Consider the following 16,986-nt stretch of genomic DNA (forward strand, 5'->3'; position numbering starts at 1 on the left):
GTTACCAAACTCTTAACCAGCGCTATTGACCTTCCAGCCCCCATCTCTAATTCCGCTCGCAGGGGCAGCAGTTGGAAGTGATATGAAAGTACTGATAGTTGAGGACGAGGGCATCATCGCTTGGGATCTCGAAAGCATGGTGCTCGACAACGGCTTTGAAGTCGCAGGGCTCGCAAGAACGGAAATCGAAGCCATAGCACTGGCACGGCGGGCCGATATCGCTCTCGTCGATGTTCAGCTCGCCGACGGGCCGACCGGCCCGCAGATCGCCCGCACGCTGATCGATCAATACGGCATCGAAGTCGTCTTCATGACCGGCAATCCGGAACTGGTCGCCGACTTCGAGGGCGCAGTCAACGTCGTGACCAAGCCGCATCATCTCGACAAGGTGAAGGCGGCGCTGATGGACGCTCTGGCCGCACGAACCCGAAAGCAGGACGCGCGCTCCAACGGCGGCCTGACGCCGCCCCGGACGGTGCTCAGCGCCTGATGCGCCAGTACCGCTCCCTGTAGACGGAGCCGTCGCCCATATATTTCCGGAGTTCTTCCCTCGCATCGAGGCCGGGGAAGATTTCGGCGATCTGGGATTCATATTTCAGGATCGCCGCAAACTTCCGCTCGAAATCGACGGCAATATCGACAGGCCCGTCGATCGTCCACTTCGTCCGCTCCAATGCGGCGGGCACATTGTCCGGATAATTCGGCGGGAAGAAACCGGCCGAATAGGGAATGTCCTCATAGAGATAGACCTCCGCATCCGACGCGTCGTGAAGGCCGCGGAATGTCTCCGTCGTCACGACGTGATCGAGATGCCGCCCGACCGCCATCGGGCAGAGAACGATGGTCGGCCTTATCCCCGCAAGCCATTGCCCGAGAAGCGCCCGCACCTCGTCCCATGCGGGATCATCGGCGACGGGAGGCGAAAAGACCGCCTGGCGCGTCGCATAGAGGGACGCACCATCCGGGCCGCGGCGATAGATCGAATCCGACAGGCCGCCATGGATATGATCCGCGCCGAGATAGCTGATCGAGGCGATATCCTCCCCGCGGCGCACCTCGTATGGATTGGCACCCAGACCCCACCACGCGTGGAGTTCACGAACCAGCGGCGACGGCTCGCCGCCGATATCGGTATCTGCGGTGAAGATCGTCGCTGCGACGACGGTGGTGCCATCCCTCACAGCCTTGTCCATGAGGCCACCGCAGCTGAGCACCGCATCATCGAGATGCGGCGAAAGGATCAGGATGCGATCGTCTTTGGTGAGCATTGCGGGCGTCCGTGGATGCAGGTTTCATCGTCTGCTCCCATGGATATACGACCCTGCCAAAGATGCCAGCGCCGCTTTAGCCAACTCTCCGCAGCAGCCGGAAGATCGGGACGATGGCGGCAATGCAGAGCACGGCAGCGCCACCAAACAGGCTCTCATAGCCAAGACGCTCGGCAAGCCATCCGGCACCGAGACCTCCTACAATGCTGACGATCCCATCCATGCACTGGAAGACCGTGAAATCGACCCCCGCCTGGCGCGGATCCGACCAGTCCATGAACTGGGCATAGAGGGCAACAAAGCCAATCGACATGATGCCTGAGGAGCTGGCAATGGCGATGGCAAGCGTCGCGGATCGCGGCATCCCGCCGCCGAGGCCGGCATAGAGCAGACCGGCAAGCAGGAGCGCCTGAACGGCGAGCGATCCCGCAAGCACCGCCCGCGTCCCGAACATCCGAACCAGCGCCCCGCCCGCAAGCGCGCCCGCCAAGCCGATGAACATGCTTCCCGCGCCATTGAGCAGGCCGATAGTGGCGAGATCGAAGCCCTGGTCGATCAGGAACGGCCCGAGCATCGAGAGCCCCCATTTCTGAGCCGCGACGAAGAGCGCCGTCGCAATCATTCCGCGGCGGATCTCGGGCCGCCTGATGGTTGCGGCAAGTGACGGCGTATGGCTGCGCTGCCGCTCGCCTTCGTTTGCCGCAGGGCCGAGCGAAAACGGCAAGCTGAGCGCCAGGATCGCCCCCGCCATGATGAAGCAGGCATATTGCCAGCCGATCTTGTCCACCAGCACGAGGAATAGCCCGCCGCCGATCGCCGAGCCGAGGTAGGAGCCGCCAACCTGCGCCGCATTGCCCCAGCCGTGATGCCGCTTGGCGAGGTTTTCGACAGCATAGCCATCACAGGCGATATCGACCGTCGAAGCCACCAGCGCGACGAAGGCGAGCGTCAGGATCACCGGCAGCAGCACCGCGGGCTGCAGGATGCCGACCGCGACGATACCGGCAACGCAAAGGAGATTGCCGCTCATGACGATGACGTTCGAACGGTTGCGGCCAATGGCCGGCAGGCGGAACCGCTCGATATGCGGCGACCACAGGAATTTCACCGCCCAGGGAAGTACCGTCAGATAGAGAAGGCCGATCTGGTCGAGCGGCAATCCCTGTTGTCTCAGCACGGCGGGAAGGCCGAGCATGGTCAGCCCGCCGATGACGCTTTGGGCTACGTAGACGCCGCCGATGGCGACGAAGATGGCGACCGGCGACGGGAACTCTGCAGGTGAGGCTTCGCTGGCGGACATCAGAACCGGTACCTCACGCTGCCGACAATCTTGCGACCTTCGTCGTAGTAGCAAAAGCCCGTGGTGCAGACCTGATCCACCTGATCGAGAAGGTTGGTGGCGTTGACCTGCAGCTTGACGCCTTCCATCGACGGGTTGAGTTTGCCGAGATCATAACGAAGTGCTGCATCGACGAAGGTCCGGGCGCCGTTGTTCAACACCGGTGTATGCTTGTTGTCGCCGAAGCTCGAGCCGACGTAGCGAACGCCGGCGCCGACACCCAGCCCCTCGAGCGGGCCGCTCTGAACCTCGTAATCCGCCCAGAGCGAGACCATGTGATAGGGCGAGGAATTGAGCTGATTGCCGACCGTCTCGGACGTCAGCTTGGTGATCTCGACGTCATTATAGGAGTAGCCGCCGGTGAAGCTGAGACCATTATCCAGCGAAGCGGTAACTTCGAGCTCGAAGCCGCGCGAGCGCAGGTCAAGCTGGCGCAGGAGATTGACGCCCGACGAGGTCTCGTAGACCGAGGCGTTCTTCTGGTCGATGTTGAAATAGGCCGCAGAGATCAGCACGTTCTGATCCGGTATCTGGTACTTCAGCCCGATTTCATATTGCTCGCCGAGCGTCGGATTTGCCTGGTGGCCGACACCGCCGCTGGTCAGCACGACGCCCGGATTTGCCACATAGGAGGTGCCGTAGCTGATGTAAGGCATGACACTCCAGGGCGTCACATAGCCGATCGATGCGCGCCCTGTCGTCTCGCTGTCGTTGCGCACGTAGTCGACGCCGCCGGGCGTGTATTCGCTCCGGTGCCAGTCGTGGCGAAGTCCGGCCGCGATCCGCCAGTTGCCGATCTCGATCTGATCCTGCAGGTAGATACCGATCGAGTTCTGTTTCTGCTTTTCGAAATAAGTCAGCGCCGGCACATAGGTGTAGGTGTCGGTGAAGAGATCAGGCCCGGAGCCCTGGCGGGCATCATATGCCATGAAGCTGTAGTCGATGCCGGCGATCAGCTTGTGCTGGGCAGCGCCGGTGCTGAAATCGCCTTCGAGATAGGTGTCTGCCGCGAGACCGTGATTGTCCTCGTACCCGATCCCGGGATAGTCGGCGAAAACCCATTCCTGACGGGCAGAGAGCTCGGAATAGCGCAGCTTGTGATGCAGCGTCAGGCCCTCCGTCAGCTCGTGTTCGAATTCGTAGCCGATGCGCCACTGCTTCTGCGTGAAATCGTTGAACCGCTCATCACCGCCGTAAACAGGCGTCGCCCCGATCGACGACCCTGAACTGTCGTAGTTGTTGATGTAGCCCCAGGTACCGCCGGTGGTGGAGTCCATATACTCGCCGAGAATGGTCAGCTTGGTGCCTTCGTCCGGCTGCCAGGTGAAGGCCGGCGCGATCATCAGCCTGTCGTCCTTGATGGCCTCGATCTCGTTGCGGGCATCGCGCGCGACGCCCGTCAGCCGGTAGAGGAAGACACCGTCATCGGTCACCGGCCCGGAAAGATCGAAAGCGGCCTGAACGCGGCCGTAGGAACCATATTGCAGCTCGATTTCCCGCAACTGCTCCTCGGTCGGGCGCTTCGAGATGATATCGACGATGCCCCCCGAGCTGCTGGCGCCGTAGATGGATGCCGCCGGCCCACGCAGGACCGTCAATGCCTCGACGCCATAGGGCTCGATGCGGAAGAGCCCGTTCGGGCTGCTGATCTGGCGCAGGCCGTCGCGGAAGATGCCGGTATAGGTCAGGTCGATGCCGCGGATCTTGAAGGCGTCGTAACGTGGCTCGGCGCCATACTGGCCGGCGCGGACACCGGGCGTATAGCTTACGGCCTCGCCGACATTCTGCGGAAGGCGGTCGTCGAGCTGTTTGCGGCTGATCACCGAGACGGACTGGGCAGTCTCGGCAACCGGCGTATCGGTCTTCATCGCCGTGCGTCCGGATTTCGGCACGTAGCCATCCGTCTCGACGATCTTTGCAACGCCCTGATCGCGCCCTTCGACAACGATCGGCGCGAGGTTCGTCGCGCCATCACCGGAGGCCGGTTTCTCCTGCTCTGCAGATTGTCCCCAGGCGGTATCGGCAACCGCGACCGCAAGCAATGCGGCAGCCGAAAGCAGCTGCAGTTTTTTAAGTTTCAATGACATCTCTACGCCCCCACGTTCATCGCCGGAAAAGGATTCAAAAACATGATTCTTATAATCAACTTTATGCGTAGCTAGCAAAAGCCAAAGGCGAGGCGCAAGGTCTCCAGGGCAAAAACTGCAACCGTGGTGTGCTATGGATCTGAATTTAAAAGGATATCAGTTCGCCTGGACGAGGCTGAAGCGATGCGCCGAGCCCACTCCAGCCTCTCAGCGACGCATCATTTTGGCTGCTACCAGCACTTGAAACCGGCGCCGCGATCCCCAAATGAGCGCGTGACCCGCTGGTCCGGGCCCCTCTGGCGAAAGCTTCGGCACTTTCGCGATGTCGGACCATTTCCGACATTCGCGCCGACGCCAAGGGAGCACCACCTTGATCTCCGAAATCGCCGCCTGGCTTTTTGCCCTGTTCGTCGTCGACCCGCTGCACGCTGAAATCCGCGAGCGCGTCGATGCTGCAAATCTTCCGGTTCAGGCCCTGCAGCAATCGCAGCAATGCGTTGCGACCCATGGCCCGCGCCTGCTGCAGCGCGCCGGCGAAGAGCCGGTCTGGGCAACCGGCACGGCAATCGGCATCGCCACCGGCTGGACCTCGCCGACCACACTCTTCGACACCAGCGATCCCAATTGCGCGGCCCTGACGCAGATCTTCCAGGGTGAACGCGGCGGCGCAGAGGCCTGATGCATGGCGGATGCGCAGCGATCAGAAGGCGTGGCGTCGCGCACGCTCGCCAGCCTTGCCGCCACCGCCCGCGAGCGGGACGGTCTCAGCATCGGCGAAGTCATCGATGAAATGGGACCGTCGGGCTTCGGGTTTGTCATCCTGCTGCTCGCCATCCCGCCGCTGATCCCGATCCCCGGCCCGTTCGGCGCGGTGTTCGGCACGGCGCTGGCGATCATCTCACTGCAATTCGTCTTCGGCGCCCGCAGCCCCTGGCTGCCCGAGATCCTCCGCAACCGCCGTCTCTCTGGCAAGGTCTTCGAGAGCATGGAGCGTCACGCCGGACCGATGGTGCGGCAGGTCGAGAAGCTGATCCGGCCACAGCGCATGAAGGCCCTCGCCGGCCGCTTCCTCCCATGCCTGCTCGGCGTCCCGGTCTTCGCACTCGCGATCGTCATCGCCCTGCCGATACCCTTCGGTAATATCGCACCCGCCGTCGCCATCTGCGTCATGGCCGTCGGCCTCATCGAGCGCGATGGCCTGGTCATTTTGGGCGGGCTCGCGCTGACTGCGGTCGCCGCTGTCGCAACCGTCTTCCTGTTTCGCGGTGCGGCTACGTTGATTGCTGCTGCATAGGCAGCTTCGCTCTCCGGCATTTTTTGCCAGACTGTGGAATACGCTTCAGTCGCGGGTGTCTACCGGCATGTAACCAGTTCGAAAGGAACAGGACGTGCCCCGCAAGATACCCGCGATCCTCGCCACCTCCCTCTTCGCAACACTGCTCGCCGCCGGAATGGCCTCAGCGCATGCCCATCTTGAAACCGCAATGCCTGCGGATGGCGCAAAGCTGACGGCGGCGCCGAACAGCATATCAATCACCCTCACCGAAAACATCGAGCCCGCGTTTTCACACCTGACATTGACCGCGGCTTCCGGCGACTTGGTGCCGCTCACGAATGAAAAAGCGCATGGCAAGGCGCTCTCTGCCATGCCATCGAGCACGCTTTCACCCGGAGCCTACACGGTCGAATGGCAGATCCTGTCGGTCGATGGGCACAAGACATCCGGCTCCTTCGGCTTCACGGTAGAACCGTGAGCCCGCACACCGCGCTGGTGCTGGCGCGGTTCGCCTGCGATGCCGGTCTGAGCGTCGTTTGGGGCGGCGGCGGTTTTGCACTCATCTGCACCGGCGCTATCCCTGCGCACCTGTATCACCAAATGAGAACATTGCTGCCTGCGGCCATTGGTTTGGCCGCATTCGCCGGTCTCGCCGCCATCCCCATCCAGACAGCCGAGATCGTTTCCGATTGGGCAGCAGCGCTCGATCCTGACCTGCTGAATAGCGTCGCTTTTTCGACCAATGTCGGCCTTGCGCTTTTGATCCGCGCTCTAACCTGCTCCGTAGCGTTCGCGGTGTTCCTTGCGGGCTACCGCAGAGCTGCTATCCTCTTGTCCGGCCTGGCTCTTGCCGAGGCGGCGCTGCTCGGCCATGCCGCTGAGAGTTGGGGGCCAGCTGGCGTCCTAAAAATCTCGGCCGAGGCGATTCATATCCTTGCCGGGACCGCGTGGCTTGGCGCGCTGGTGCCATTCCTTGTTCTGATGCAGCTGGCGCGGCAACCTAACCTCCGGGCCGAGGCGGTAAAGTCGCTGCGGCGCTTCTCGCGGATTGGGCATGGTGCTGTGGCACTGGTACTCGCTAGCGGGCTTGCAAACAGCCTGCAGATTCTCGGCCATTTGCCTGCAGATATGCGGTCCGCGTATCAAGAAAAGCTCGCCCTCAAGATGGCGGTAGTCCTTTCAATGACCGTCATCGCAACCGCCAACCGCTATGGCGCCGTGCCGATGCAGCGCAAATATCCGCAGCTCGCCAACCGGCTCCTTCTGCTCGGCTCATCCCTAGAGATCGTCCTCGGCCTAACGGCCATTGCCCTGGTCGCCTCGCTTGGCCTCGACGACCCGACGTAATTTTTTCGCCCGGCTGGGAATAGACCGCCGCGGCCAGTGTCTACCGATGCATCACAGCAAGGAAAGAAGCCATGAGAGCCTATTCCCACAAGACATCCGCGGCGGCGATCGCCGTGATCCTCGCAGCCGCTGGTGCCTGTACCGCCTTTGCCCATGACGCGCAGCACCAGCCAGCCGCGGCCGCAATATCCGACAGTCCGGAAGCCGCCTATCTCGCCGAGAACAACAGCGCGATGGACAAGATGATGGCCGACATGGAGCTCAAGCCGAGCGGCGATGTCGATCGCGACTTCGTGGCCATGATGACACCGCATCATCAGGGAGCCATCGATATGGCGATCGCCGTCCTGAAATACGGGAAGAACGAGCAGATCAAGCGTATCGCCCAGGAAATCATCGTGGATCAGCAGCAGGAAATCGCCGCCATGAAGCTGGCGATCAGCGATCCGCTCCCACCATCCGAGGCGGCCCCGACCCAGGCCACTCCGGATAATACCCCAGCCGGAACCATGCAGGGCATGGATCCGAACATGAAGATGTAAAGAAGGCATTGCCCCATGACCATTCGCAGATCAATCGCCGCAGCCTTGCTGGCGGGCAGCACGCTCGCACCACTTTCCGCCTTTGCCGGCCAGGCACCCTTTGCCGCCTCCGATGCAGACATCCCGGTCAGCAGCAAAGATCGCGTCTATGCTGCCGAGCAGTTTTCCAACACCGTCTCGGTGACCGATCCCTCCACCAACAAGCTGCTTGGCGTCATCAAGCTCGGCGATCCGCAGCCGGGCAATCTGAGCCCGCTGTATAAGGGACAGGTCCTCGTTCATGGCATGGGCTTCTCACCTGACAAGAAGACCATCGCAGTTGTCTCGATCGGCTCGAATTCGGTGACCTTCATCGATACCGCAACGAACACCGTCAAGCACACCACCTATATCGGCCGCTCGCCACACGAAGCATTCTACACGCCTGACGGCAAGGAAGTCTGGGTTACCGTCCGCGGCGAGGACTATATCTCGGTCATCGACGCTGACAGCTTTGCAGAAAAGGCTCAGATCAAGGTTCCCTCGGGCCCGGGCATGCAGATCTTCTCGCCGGATGGCAAATATGCCTATATTTGCTCGTCCTTTAACCCCGACACCGTCGCCGTTTCCGTCGCCGATCATCAGATCGTCGGCCATGTGAAGCAGGCGAGCCCCTTCTGCCCGAATATTGCGGCGTCGCCAGATGGCAAACAGGTCTGGTTCACCCTGAAGGACACTGGCAAGGTGCAGGTCTTCGACGCAAAGCCACCCTTCGACGTGATCAAGACGATCGATACGGGACCGATCACCAACCACGTCAATCTCGTCACCAACAAGAACGGCAGCTTCGCCTACGTCACGGTCGGCGGCCTCAATCAGGTCAAGGCATTCCGCACCGACACATTCGAACAAGTGGCCACCATCCCGGTCGGCAATCTGCCACACGGCATCTGGCCCTCCGGTGACGGCACCCGCGTTTATGTCGGCCTTGAGAATGCCGATGCCATGGCCGCGATCGATACCCTGACCAACAAGGTCATCGCCACCATTCCGATCGGGCAGGCTGCCCAGGCGGTGAATTACGTGCCGAATGCCGTGCCTGAGGGAGACGGCATGCAGAACCTCATGCCGCTCGGCGCGGCGGGCGAGGCAGCTCATTTCAAGCTCGGTCCCAAGGGCTCGAAGGACAAGGCGCCGACCTCAGTCTCATTGTTCGACCAGGGCCTGACGCAGGTGCTGCAGGCTTCGGTCACCGGACTTGATGCGAAGACGCCCTATATCCTGGCTCTCTCTGAAAAGCCGGATGGCAGCGGCCCACTGCAGAGCCTTTCGGCCTTCATGACCAATCCGGCGGGCGCAGCGATCGTCAACGCTGTCGGTCCGATCCGGCAGATCGTCGAGGCCAAGCACAAGGACGAGCAGCGCTACCTAGTGGTCGCCGCTTCGGCCGACGGCAAGCCGGGCAAGATCGTTCAGGTCCAGGTGGAATAACAAAGGGATGGCCCGCGCTTGCAGTGCGGGCCATCCTCGCGGAGACTGGTGAGATGGACGATATGCTTTCACATGTTGAGCCGATGATTCCGGCGCTGCGCCGCTACGCGCGCGGTCTGCTCGGCGATCCCGAGAGCGCGGATGACGCAGTTCAGGACTGTCTGGAAAAGGTCGTGGCCAACTGGCACCGGCGGCGCAACGACGACCCGCGTTCCTGGGTTTTCGCCATTCTCCACAATCTGGCGGTCAATCGCCTACGGCAACAGGCGCGCCGCGGCTTTGCGGTCGCTATTGAAGACGTGCCGGAAGCTGGCAACGTTGGAGAGGCCGTCCAGGAGAGCATTGTCTATGGACAGGAAGTGATGGCGGCGATCGACCGCCTGCCACCCGATTATCGCAGCATCCTGCTTCTGGTATCCGTCGAGGACATGACCTATTCGGAAGCGGCCAAGGTGCTCGATATTCCGATCGGCACCGTCTCTCTCGCGCGCCAGGGAACAGCTGCGAACGCTACTTGAGCGCAAGCCCATCAATATGCCATCTGCCGGACCGCACCTGCGGAGGATCAAATGACCAGGAAACCCATCACCGAAGACGATCTTCAGGGCTATGTTGACGATGTTCTCGATGCCGAGCGCCATCGCGAAGTCTCGGATTATCTGCAGGGCAACCCGGAAGCCGCCGCTCGCCTTTCCTCTTATGCAAGCCAGGTTGCAGCATTGCGCTCAGCCATGGATCCCGTCATGCAGGAGCCTGTCCCGAGCCGGCTCAATCTGGCTCATATCGCCGCCGCCCGACGGCCTCGGGCGCGTGCCGGATTTGCGCCGATGGCAGCCGCGGCGATGGCGCTTCTGGCCGTTGGCGCTACCGGCGGCTGGTTGGTGAAGGGCATGACGGCACCTGCGACCGAGGGTGTCGCGATGCTGGCGCAAGAAGCGTCGGCGAGCTACGGAACCTTCGCTTCCGACAAGGTCCGCCCGGTCGAAGTTCGCGCCAGCGAGAGCGATACGCTGAAGCAGCTGGCATCCTCGACACTAGGCGCCTCTGCAGTCATCCCGGATCTGTCGAAAGCCGGATACCGGCTGATGGGCGGACGGGTGGTGTCCACGCTGCATGGTCCCGGCGTCATGCTGATGTATGACAACGACCATGGAAGTCGGCTGGTGATGCTGTCACGCAAAATGCTGGTCGACCAAAACAGACCGATGATCGAGAGTTCCAGCGGGGCCGTGAATGGCTGGAGCTGGGCGAATGACGGTCTCGGCTATAGCCTCGTCGGCTCGCTGCCGAGCAACGAGCTTCACTCCTTCGCCGACGATGTCAGGTCGCAGGTGACGACCGCCCTGTAAGCATTCGGGGCGCCCTTGCGAGGCCCCCCGAACCTTCGATCAGCCTTCCAGCCACTTCACCTGTTCCGGCGTCAGCTTGATGTCGAGCGCCGAGAGGCTGTCTTCCAGCTCGGCGATCGTCCGCGGGCCGATCAGCGGGATGACCGGGAAGGGCTGGGCGATGACATAGGCGAGCGCGATATGGATTGGGCTGCGGCCAAGCTTGTTGGCGAGTTCGATGGCCCGGTCGCGGCGTTCGAAGTTACGGTCCGAATACCAGCAACGGACGATTTCCTCGTCGTCGTGCTTGTCGCGTCCGGCGCGGTCGGTGAAGAAGCCGCGGCCCTGGCTCGACCAGGCGAAGTTCGGGATCTGCTTCTTGTTCAGCCACGCCTTCCATTCGTCGTCGGAAGCCGCGACGCAACCGGCCCAGATCGGATCCAGCATCTCGGCTAGCGAGAAATTGTTGGAAAGGGCTGCCGGCGCCGTTTTGCGGTTCTTGTCGGCATAGGCGATTGCCTCTTCCATGCGCGCCCGGGTCCAGTTCGAGCCGCCGAAGATGCCGCGGATGCGGCCGCGCTTGACCTCGGCATCCATCGCATCGACGAATTCACCGACCGGTACGGCCGTGTTGTCGCGGTGCATGAAATAGATATCGACGTAGTCGGTCTTCAGCCGGTCGAGCGACTGGTCGAGCTGCTTGGCGATCATGTCAGGGTAGCAAAGCGGCGAATGGGCGCCCTTGCCGATCAGCACGATTTCATCGCGCGGAACCTTGCGGCTCGTGTGCCAGTCGCCGAAGATCGCCTCGGTCTTGCCACCGCCATAGACATAGGCCGTGTCGAAGGCATTGCCGCCTGCCTCGTAGAAGGCATCGAGTGTCAACGACGCGGCGGCGAAATTCGGGAAGAATTCGAAGCCGAGTGTGACGACCGAAGCGGGCTTCAGAATACCCGGAATTTCACGCTTCGGAATGCTGTTGCCGAGCTTGACCGGTGCGCCCGCGAGATTGAGCGTCCGCTTCGTTGCCTTCTCGACCCCGTATTCCAGGCCGACCGACGCGCGCCACTGATCGAGAACCCGAAGGTTGCCGACTGAATCTGCCCAGCTCATGCCCGGCGAGGTGAACTCATGCTTTCCAGCGCGGATCGCATCGCCTGCGGCATCGACCTCGAAGGAATAGAGCCAGCGGTCTTCCTTGACCTCGACCGTTTCCTGCTCGTTGCCCTTGATGATCTCGATCTTGCCGGTGCCGCCCTTGTGGCCGGATGCGAACCAGAAATCCTTGACCTCGATACGGCCATCGGAGCCGATGATGCGCAGCGTGTTATCCTGGTTGGCCATGATCGAGCATGAGACTTCGGCGATGATCGAGTTCGGGAATTTCAGGACAGCCGAGGCCCATTCATCGACACCGGACTGGCCGAGATGGGCAACGCCCGAGACCTTTTCGGGTTCGAAGAAAGGCTTGCCTTCGGCAGCCCCGGCAATCAGCCGCGCCATCGAGACCGGATAACCTCCGACATCGAGAATGCCGCCGCCTGCGGTGTCATTGGAAAACAGCCGATGCTCGGGCTTGAAGCTGCCCATGTTGAAACCAAAGCTGGAGCGGATGATCCTGACGGTGCCGATGACGCCGCTCTTCACCAGCTCGACGATCTTCGCTGTCTGCGGATGGACGCGGTACATGAAGGCTTCGCCGGCAAAGACGCCGGCTTTCTTCGCCTCATGATAGATCGCGTCCGCATCGTAAGCAGAAAGCGCGATCGGCTTTTCGACGAGCACGTGCTTGCCTGCGCGGATCGCCTTGATCGCCCACTCGGCATGGCCGGTATGCGGCGTGGCGATATAGATCGCGTCGATCTCGGGGTCGGTGAGCAGCGCGTCATAGCCCTTGACGATACGGGCGCCCGAGAAACCGTCGCCGAGGCCGGGCTTGTCAGGATTGCGGGTCGCGATGGCCGAAAGCTTGCCGGTCCGCGAATGCGCGATGCCATCCGCAAAGGTGCGAGCGATGGTGCCGGGACCGATAATGCCCCAGCGGATCGGTTGTTCTGAGCTCATATCTATTCCTCTTTCATAAAATCGTCTTGGGATTGCAGATGGTCAGCGCAGGCGTTGGCCCGCGCTGTCGAACAGGAAGCTGCGTTTGGCGGCGAGCGAGACGGTGAGGCTGTCGCGATTGCCGGTAGCGCGCGATTCCGGTCGCTCGATGATGAGCTGCTCGCCGCCGAGCGTTGCGTAGATGTAGCTCGTATTGCCGAGATGCTCGGCGACATCGACGCTGACGGTCAGATCGGCATCGCCACGACCGGCATCGCCGAAATGCTCCGGACGAACGCCGAGCGTCACCTCCGTGCCCTCGGCTAGCGCAGCCGCAAGCGGCAGTGTCAGCCGGACATTCTTGTCTGCGGTGAGCGCGATCGTCAGTCCCGCAGCATCCTTGCCTGTGACAACAGCCTTGATGAAATTCATCTTCGGCGAACCGACGAAGCCGGCGACGAACTGGTTTGCCGGATCGTCATAGAGGTCGAGCGGCGCGCCGACCTGCTCGATATTGCCGGCGCGCAGCACGACGATCTTGTCGGCAAGCGTCATCGCCTCCGTCTGGTCGTGAGTCACATAGATCATCGTCGTGCCGAGCTGCTTGTGCAGGCGGGAGATTTCGACGCGCATTTGCACGCGCAATTCGGCATCGAGGTTCGACAGCGGTTCGTCGAAGAGGAAGACCTCGGGCTCGCGCACGATGGCGCGGCCGATCGCGACGCGCTGGCGCTGGCCGCCGGAAAGCTGCTTCGGGCGGCGCTGCATCAGCTCGTTGATCTGCAGGATTCCGGCGGCGTGCTGGACGCGCTTCTCGGTATCCTCCTTCGGATTGCCGTTCATGCGCAGGCCGAAGGAAAGGTTCTCGGCCACCGTCATATGCGGATAGAGCGCATAGGACTGGAAGACCATGGCGATGCCGCGGTCGGCGGGCTCGACATCATTGACCACCTTGCCGCCGATATTGATCTCGCCGCCGGAAATATCCTCGAGCCCGGCGATCATGCGCAGGAGCGTGGACTTGCCGCAGCCCGAAGGGCCGACGAAGACGACGAACTCGCCGTCCTTCACCTCCAGATTGGCGCCGTGGATGATCTCAAGGGCGCCGTAGCGCTTGATGACGTTCGTGAGTGAAAGCTCTGCCATGCGGCTCCCCGATTATTTGATTGCGCCGGCGGCAATGCCGGCGATGAAGTGACGCTGCAGAAGCACGAAGACGATGAGGATCGGCGCGGTCAGCATCGTGGCACCCGCCATGATGCCGCCCCAGGAAACCTTGGTGAGGCCGATCAGCGTTCCCAATGCCACGGGTGCGGTCATCATCGCCGGGCGCGAATTGATCAGCAGCGGCCAGAGATAGTTGTTCCACGACACCAGGAAGAGAATGATGGCCAGCGCCGCCATGGTCGGCCGCGCCAAGGGAAGCGCGATCCTCAGGAAGATCTGCCATTCCTTGACACCCTCGACGCGCGCCGCATCGAACAGCTCGTTCGGCATCATCGAGAAGGACTGGCGCATGAAGAGAACGCCGAGCGAATTGAAGAGCGGCGGAACGATGAGCGCCACCCAGGTATTCGCCAGCTTGAACTCGCGCGCCACCATGATGAACTGCGGGATGACGACCACGGCAAAGGGCAGCGTAATGGTGCCGAGGATGATGGCGACGACGACGGAACGCCCGGCAAAGCGATAGCGCGCTAGAGCCCAGCCCGCCATCGACGTCAGGAGCACCGAGAGCACGGTGTAGATGACCGCCACCGAGATTGAGGTGAACATCGCCCGGGTGAAGCCGGTCTGTGCTTCCAGATCCCTAAAGTTCGCGACGAAATTCGTCGACGGCAACAGCACGATCTCCGGGCTGAAGATGCCGTAATCAGGCATGGTCGAGAAGATGAACATCATCCAGAGCGGAAACAGCCAGATGATCGCCAGCGGCGTCAGCACCGCATGCAGCGCGATCTTTCTGAGGAGAAGCGATTGCGACTTGGATTTCATTTCGGCTCCCTCCCGACCCACAGATTGAGCAGCGAGATTGCAACGGCGAGCGCTGCCATTGTGTAAGCGACGGCTGACGCATAACCGAAGTTCAGCGACAGGAACCCCTGGCGGTACAGCAGCAGGCCAAGCGTCTCCGTGCCACCACCTGGACCGCCGCGATTGGTGATCAGGAACGGTTCGGTGAAGAGCTGCATCGTGCCGATAACCGAGAGCACCACGCAGAAGAGAATGATCGGCTTCAGCAGCGGCAGGGTGATATGAAAGAACTGCTGCGTCTTGCTGACCCGATCGAGCGTCGCGGCCTCATAGACATCGTCTGGAATGGACTGCAGGCCGGCCAGGATGATGATGGCGTTGTAGCCTGCCCAGCGCCAGGTCACCGCGATGATGACGAGCGCCATGGCGGCGTTGGCATTGTCGAACCAGGAGACGGCGGGCAGACCGACCGAGGTGATCAGTTTGTTGACGATACCGAAATCGATGCTGAACATCAGCCGGAAGACGGCCGCATAGGCAACCTCGCCGACGACGACGGGCGCGAAGAAGGCAAAGCGGAAGAGCGGGCGCAGCTTCAGCAGCGGCGAATTCAGAAGCACCGCCATGACGGTGGCGATCGCGATCATCACCGGAACCTGGATCACCAGGATGATCAGCGTGTTGTAGAGCGCGTTGTAGAAGGCCGGGTCGCCGAACAGGCGCCCCCAGTTGGCCGAAAGGCTGAACTTCCACGGATTGACGCGCGTATTCTGAAACGAGATCAGAAACGAACTGATGATCGGCCACACCCAGAAGGTGGCGAAAACAATAAGATAGGGCGCGAGGAACGCGTAGGCGCTCCGGTTGCGGATCGGCATATTTTCCTCCTCACAGACGCAACGAGCCATCCCGGGGGATGGAGCGCCGGGCGCAAGCTGCGCCCGGCTTCGTTACTTATTCTGCGACCGGAAGACCCGTCGCGGTGGCGATCTGCTTGGCAGCGTCGTCAAGCGCTGCCTTGGCATCGGGATAGCCACCGGCGAAATACTTGGTTTGCGATGCCTTGTAGATGGCATCCGCATCCGTCTGGAACTGCGTGCCGCGGCTCGGCACGATCTTCGGCAGGGTGGAGAGAATGTCGGCCCAGACCTTCTGGCCGCCCCAATAGGGCTGCGGCTCGTTGACGAACGGATCCTGGACGGCAGAGAGCAGCGAGGGAACGAGGCCGAAGGACTTCAGCATCGTCACCTGGCCTTCGTTGGTGGCCAGCGCGTAGTTGATGTAGTTCCAGGCCGCTTCCTTGTTTTCGGAATTGGCAGCGATCGCCAGCGACGAACCGCCGAGATTGGCGGCATGCGGGCCATCAGCCGTCAGGCTCGGCATCATATAGACGCCCCATTTGCCGGAGAGATCCGGCGAGCCGGAACGGATCGTGCCTTCATACCAGCCGCCATACATCTGGCTGGCAACCTTGCCTGCGGTGTTTGCCTGGATCTTCTCGTCCCAGATGGCGGCCGTCAGCGTGCCGGCATCCTTCATCTGCTTGACCTTTTCAAGGGTCGCGACGCAGGCGGGCTTGTTGATGGTGATCGACTGGCCATCCTCGGAGAAGTAGCCGCAGCCCTGCTCGTTGGAGATCATGCGGAACCATTCGCTGTCGCCGTTGAAATCGGCCTGAGCCATGACGACACCGGGATTGGCTTCCGAGATTTTCTTGCCGGCAGCGATGAAATCGTCCCAGGTCTTGATGCTCGCCGGATCGACGCCAGCCTTCTCATAGAAATCGCGGCGGTAGAAGACTGCGACCGGGCCGGAATCCCACGGCATGGCGTAGGCGACATCGCCCACTTCAAGCTCGGTGCGCTTGAAGTCGGGGAATTTTGCCTGGATATCGGCGTTGTAGCCGAGGTCCTTCAGGTTGGTGAAGCAATCCGGGAAGCGGTTCCAGAAGATTTCCGCTTCGAAGTTTTCGACGGTGACGATGTCAGGCAGGCCGTCTCCTCCGGCGGCGCAGGCGGCCAGCATCTTGTCGAAGACCTGCTGGTTGCCGAGATCCTGAACGTCGACTTTGACGTCGGGGTATTTCTTGTTGAAGCCTTCCACTGTGGATTTCAGCGCCGATGCGGCGACGTTCCAGCTCCAGATGGTGAGCGTGCCCTGCTCTGCATAAGCGGAGCCGGAAGCAAGAAGCGCGACAGCAGCCGTCGCACCGATAAGATTGAAGCGCATTGAAAATCCTCCCTTTTCAATTGCCGTCCCTTAGCGAACGTGCCTACACTAGCTTGCAGGCACCGGCTGTCTCCTAAAAAGGG

General features: G+C 61.6%; 16 protein-coding genes and 1 pseudogene. 9 read left to right on the forward strand and 8 right to left on the reverse strand.

Features of this window, described 5'->3' with window-relative positions:
• The first annotated feature begins 82 nt into the window (after positions 1–82).
• Positions 83–490, forward strand: coding sequence for a response regulator (locus tag ACQZ5H_RS27270; protein ID WP_112718538.1), 408 nt, complete (start codon positions 83–85; stop codon positions 488–490).
• On the opposite strand, the gene ACQZ5H_RS27275 is transcribed toward ACQZ5H_RS27270, so the two are convergent.
• The 3 genes from ACQZ5H_RS27275 to ACQZ5H_RS27285 all read right to left on the reverse strand — a co-directional run bounded on the left by ACQZ5H_RS27275 (position 480) and on the right by ACQZ5H_RS27285 (position 4,688).
• The gene (locus tag ACQZ5H_RS27275; RefSeq protein WP_449099521.1) at positions 480–1,268 is read right to left on the reverse strand and encodes a PIG-L deacetylase family protein; all 789 of its coding nucleotides are present in this window, start codon (positions 1,266–1,268) and stop codon (positions 480–482) included. The genes ACQZ5H_RS27270 and ACQZ5H_RS27275 overlap by 11 nt on opposite strands.
• Before the next feature lie 76 nt (positions 1,269–1,344).
• Positions 1,345–2,568, reverse strand: a complete 1,224-nt coding sequence (locus ACQZ5H_RS27280; protein WP_112718542.1) for an MFS transporter — start codon at positions 2,566–2,568, stop codon at positions 1,345–1,347.
• Positions 2,568–4,688 (reverse strand): TonB-dependent siderophore receptor, encoded by a 2,121-nt coding sequence (locus ACQZ5H_RS27285; protein ID WP_449099522.1) that lies wholly within the window; start codon positions 4,686–4,688, stop codon positions 2,568–2,570. The genes ACQZ5H_RS27280 and ACQZ5H_RS27285 overlap by 1 nt, the downstream gene beginning before the upstream one ends.
• Positions 4,689–5,064: 376 nt before the next feature.
• On the opposite strand from ACQZ5H_RS27285, the gene ACQZ5H_RS27290 reads away from it, so the two are divergent.
• From ACQZ5H_RS27290 to ACQZ5H_RS27325, 8 genes and pseudogenes are all read left to right on the forward strand, one after another.
• Positions 5,065–5,373, forward strand: a complete 309-nt coding sequence (locus ACQZ5H_RS27290; RefSeq protein WP_449099523.1) for a hypothetical protein — start codon at positions 5,065–5,067, stop codon at positions 5,371–5,373.
• A 3-nt stretch (positions 5,374–5,376) separates the two neighbouring features.
• Positions 5,377–5,988: an exopolysaccharide biosynthesis protein gene (locus ACQZ5H_RS27295; RefSeq protein WP_449099524.1), complete on the forward strand. Its 612-nt coding sequence runs from the start codon at positions 5,377–5,379 to the stop codon at positions 5,986–5,988.
• 94 nt (positions 5,989–6,082) lie between these two features.
• Complete coding sequence (copC, locus tag ACQZ5H_RS27300; protein WP_449099525.1) at positions 6,083–6,448, forward strand: copper homeostasis periplasmic binding protein CopC; 366 nt, start codon at positions 6,083–6,085, stop codon at positions 6,446–6,448.
• A complete protein-coding gene (locus tag ACQZ5H_RS27305; RefSeq protein ID WP_449099526.1) occupies positions 6,445–7,317 on the forward strand; it encodes a CopD family protein in 873 nt (290 codons plus the stop codon). Before copC ends, ACQZ5H_RS27305 begins: the two co-directional genes overlap by 4 nt.
• Positions 7,318–7,388: 71 nt before the next feature.
• Complete coding sequence (locus tag ACQZ5H_RS27310) at positions 7,389–7,859, forward strand: DUF305 domain-containing protein (RefSeq protein WP_449099527.1); 471 nt, start codon at positions 7,389–7,391, stop codon at positions 7,857–7,859.
• A gap of 15 nt (positions 7,860–7,874) precedes the next feature.
• Positions 7,875–9,329: a YVTN family beta-propeller repeat protein gene (locus ACQZ5H_RS27315; protein ID WP_203430453.1), complete on the forward strand. Its 1,455-nt coding sequence runs from the start codon at positions 7,875–7,877 to the stop codon at positions 9,327–9,329.
• 53 nt (positions 9,330–9,382) lie between these two features.
• Positions 9,383–9,902 (forward strand): annotated as a pseudogene (locus ACQZ5H_RS27320) (RNA polymerase sigma factor).
• Entirely contained in the window at positions 9,899–10,678 is a 780-nt protein-coding gene (locus ACQZ5H_RS27325) for an anti-sigma factor family protein (protein WP_449099528.1), read from the forward strand. The pseudogene ACQZ5H_RS27320 and the gene ACQZ5H_RS27325 overlap by 4 nt, the downstream one beginning before the upstream one ends.
• 39 nt (positions 10,679–10,717) lie before the next feature.
• Here the strand turns inward: ACQZ5H_RS27325 and ACQZ5H_RS27330 are convergent, their stop codons facing one another.
• The 5 genes from ACQZ5H_RS27330 to ACQZ5H_RS27350 form a co-directional block, all read right to left on the reverse strand.
• The gene (locus ACQZ5H_RS27330) at positions 10,718–12,721 is read right to left on the reverse strand and encodes an aldo/keto reductase (protein ID WP_449099529.1); all 2,004 of its coding nucleotides are present in this window, start codon (positions 12,719–12,721) and stop codon (positions 10,718–10,720) included.
• A 42-nt stretch (positions 12,722–12,763) separates the two neighbouring features.
• Positions 12,764–13,846: an ABC transporter ATP-binding protein gene (locus ACQZ5H_RS27335; RefSeq protein WP_449099530.1), complete on the reverse strand. Its 1,083-nt coding sequence runs from the start codon at positions 13,844–13,846 to the stop codon at positions 12,764–12,766.
• A gap of 12 nt (positions 13,847–13,858) precedes the next feature.
• The gene (locus ACQZ5H_RS27340) at positions 13,859–14,695 is read right to left on the reverse strand and encodes a carbohydrate ABC transporter permease (RefSeq protein ID WP_112718554.1); all 837 of its coding nucleotides are present in this window, start codon (positions 14,693–14,695) and stop codon (positions 13,859–13,861) included.
• A complete protein-coding gene (locus tag ACQZ5H_RS27345) occupies positions 14,692–15,552 on the reverse strand; it encodes a carbohydrate ABC transporter permease (protein ID WP_112718556.1) in 861 nt (286 codons plus the stop codon). Before ACQZ5H_RS27345 ends, ACQZ5H_RS27340 begins: the two co-directional genes overlap by 4 nt.
• Positions 15,553–15,628: 76 nt before the next feature.
• Positions 15,629–16,903: an ABC transporter substrate-binding protein gene (locus ACQZ5H_RS27350; protein ID WP_112718558.1), complete on the reverse strand. Its 1,275-nt coding sequence runs from the start codon at positions 16,901–16,903 to the stop codon at positions 15,629–15,631.
• Positions 16,904–16,986 lie beyond the last annotated feature (83 nt).

The sequence above is a fragment of the Rhizobium sp. 21-4511-3d genome, assembly GCF_053522545.1.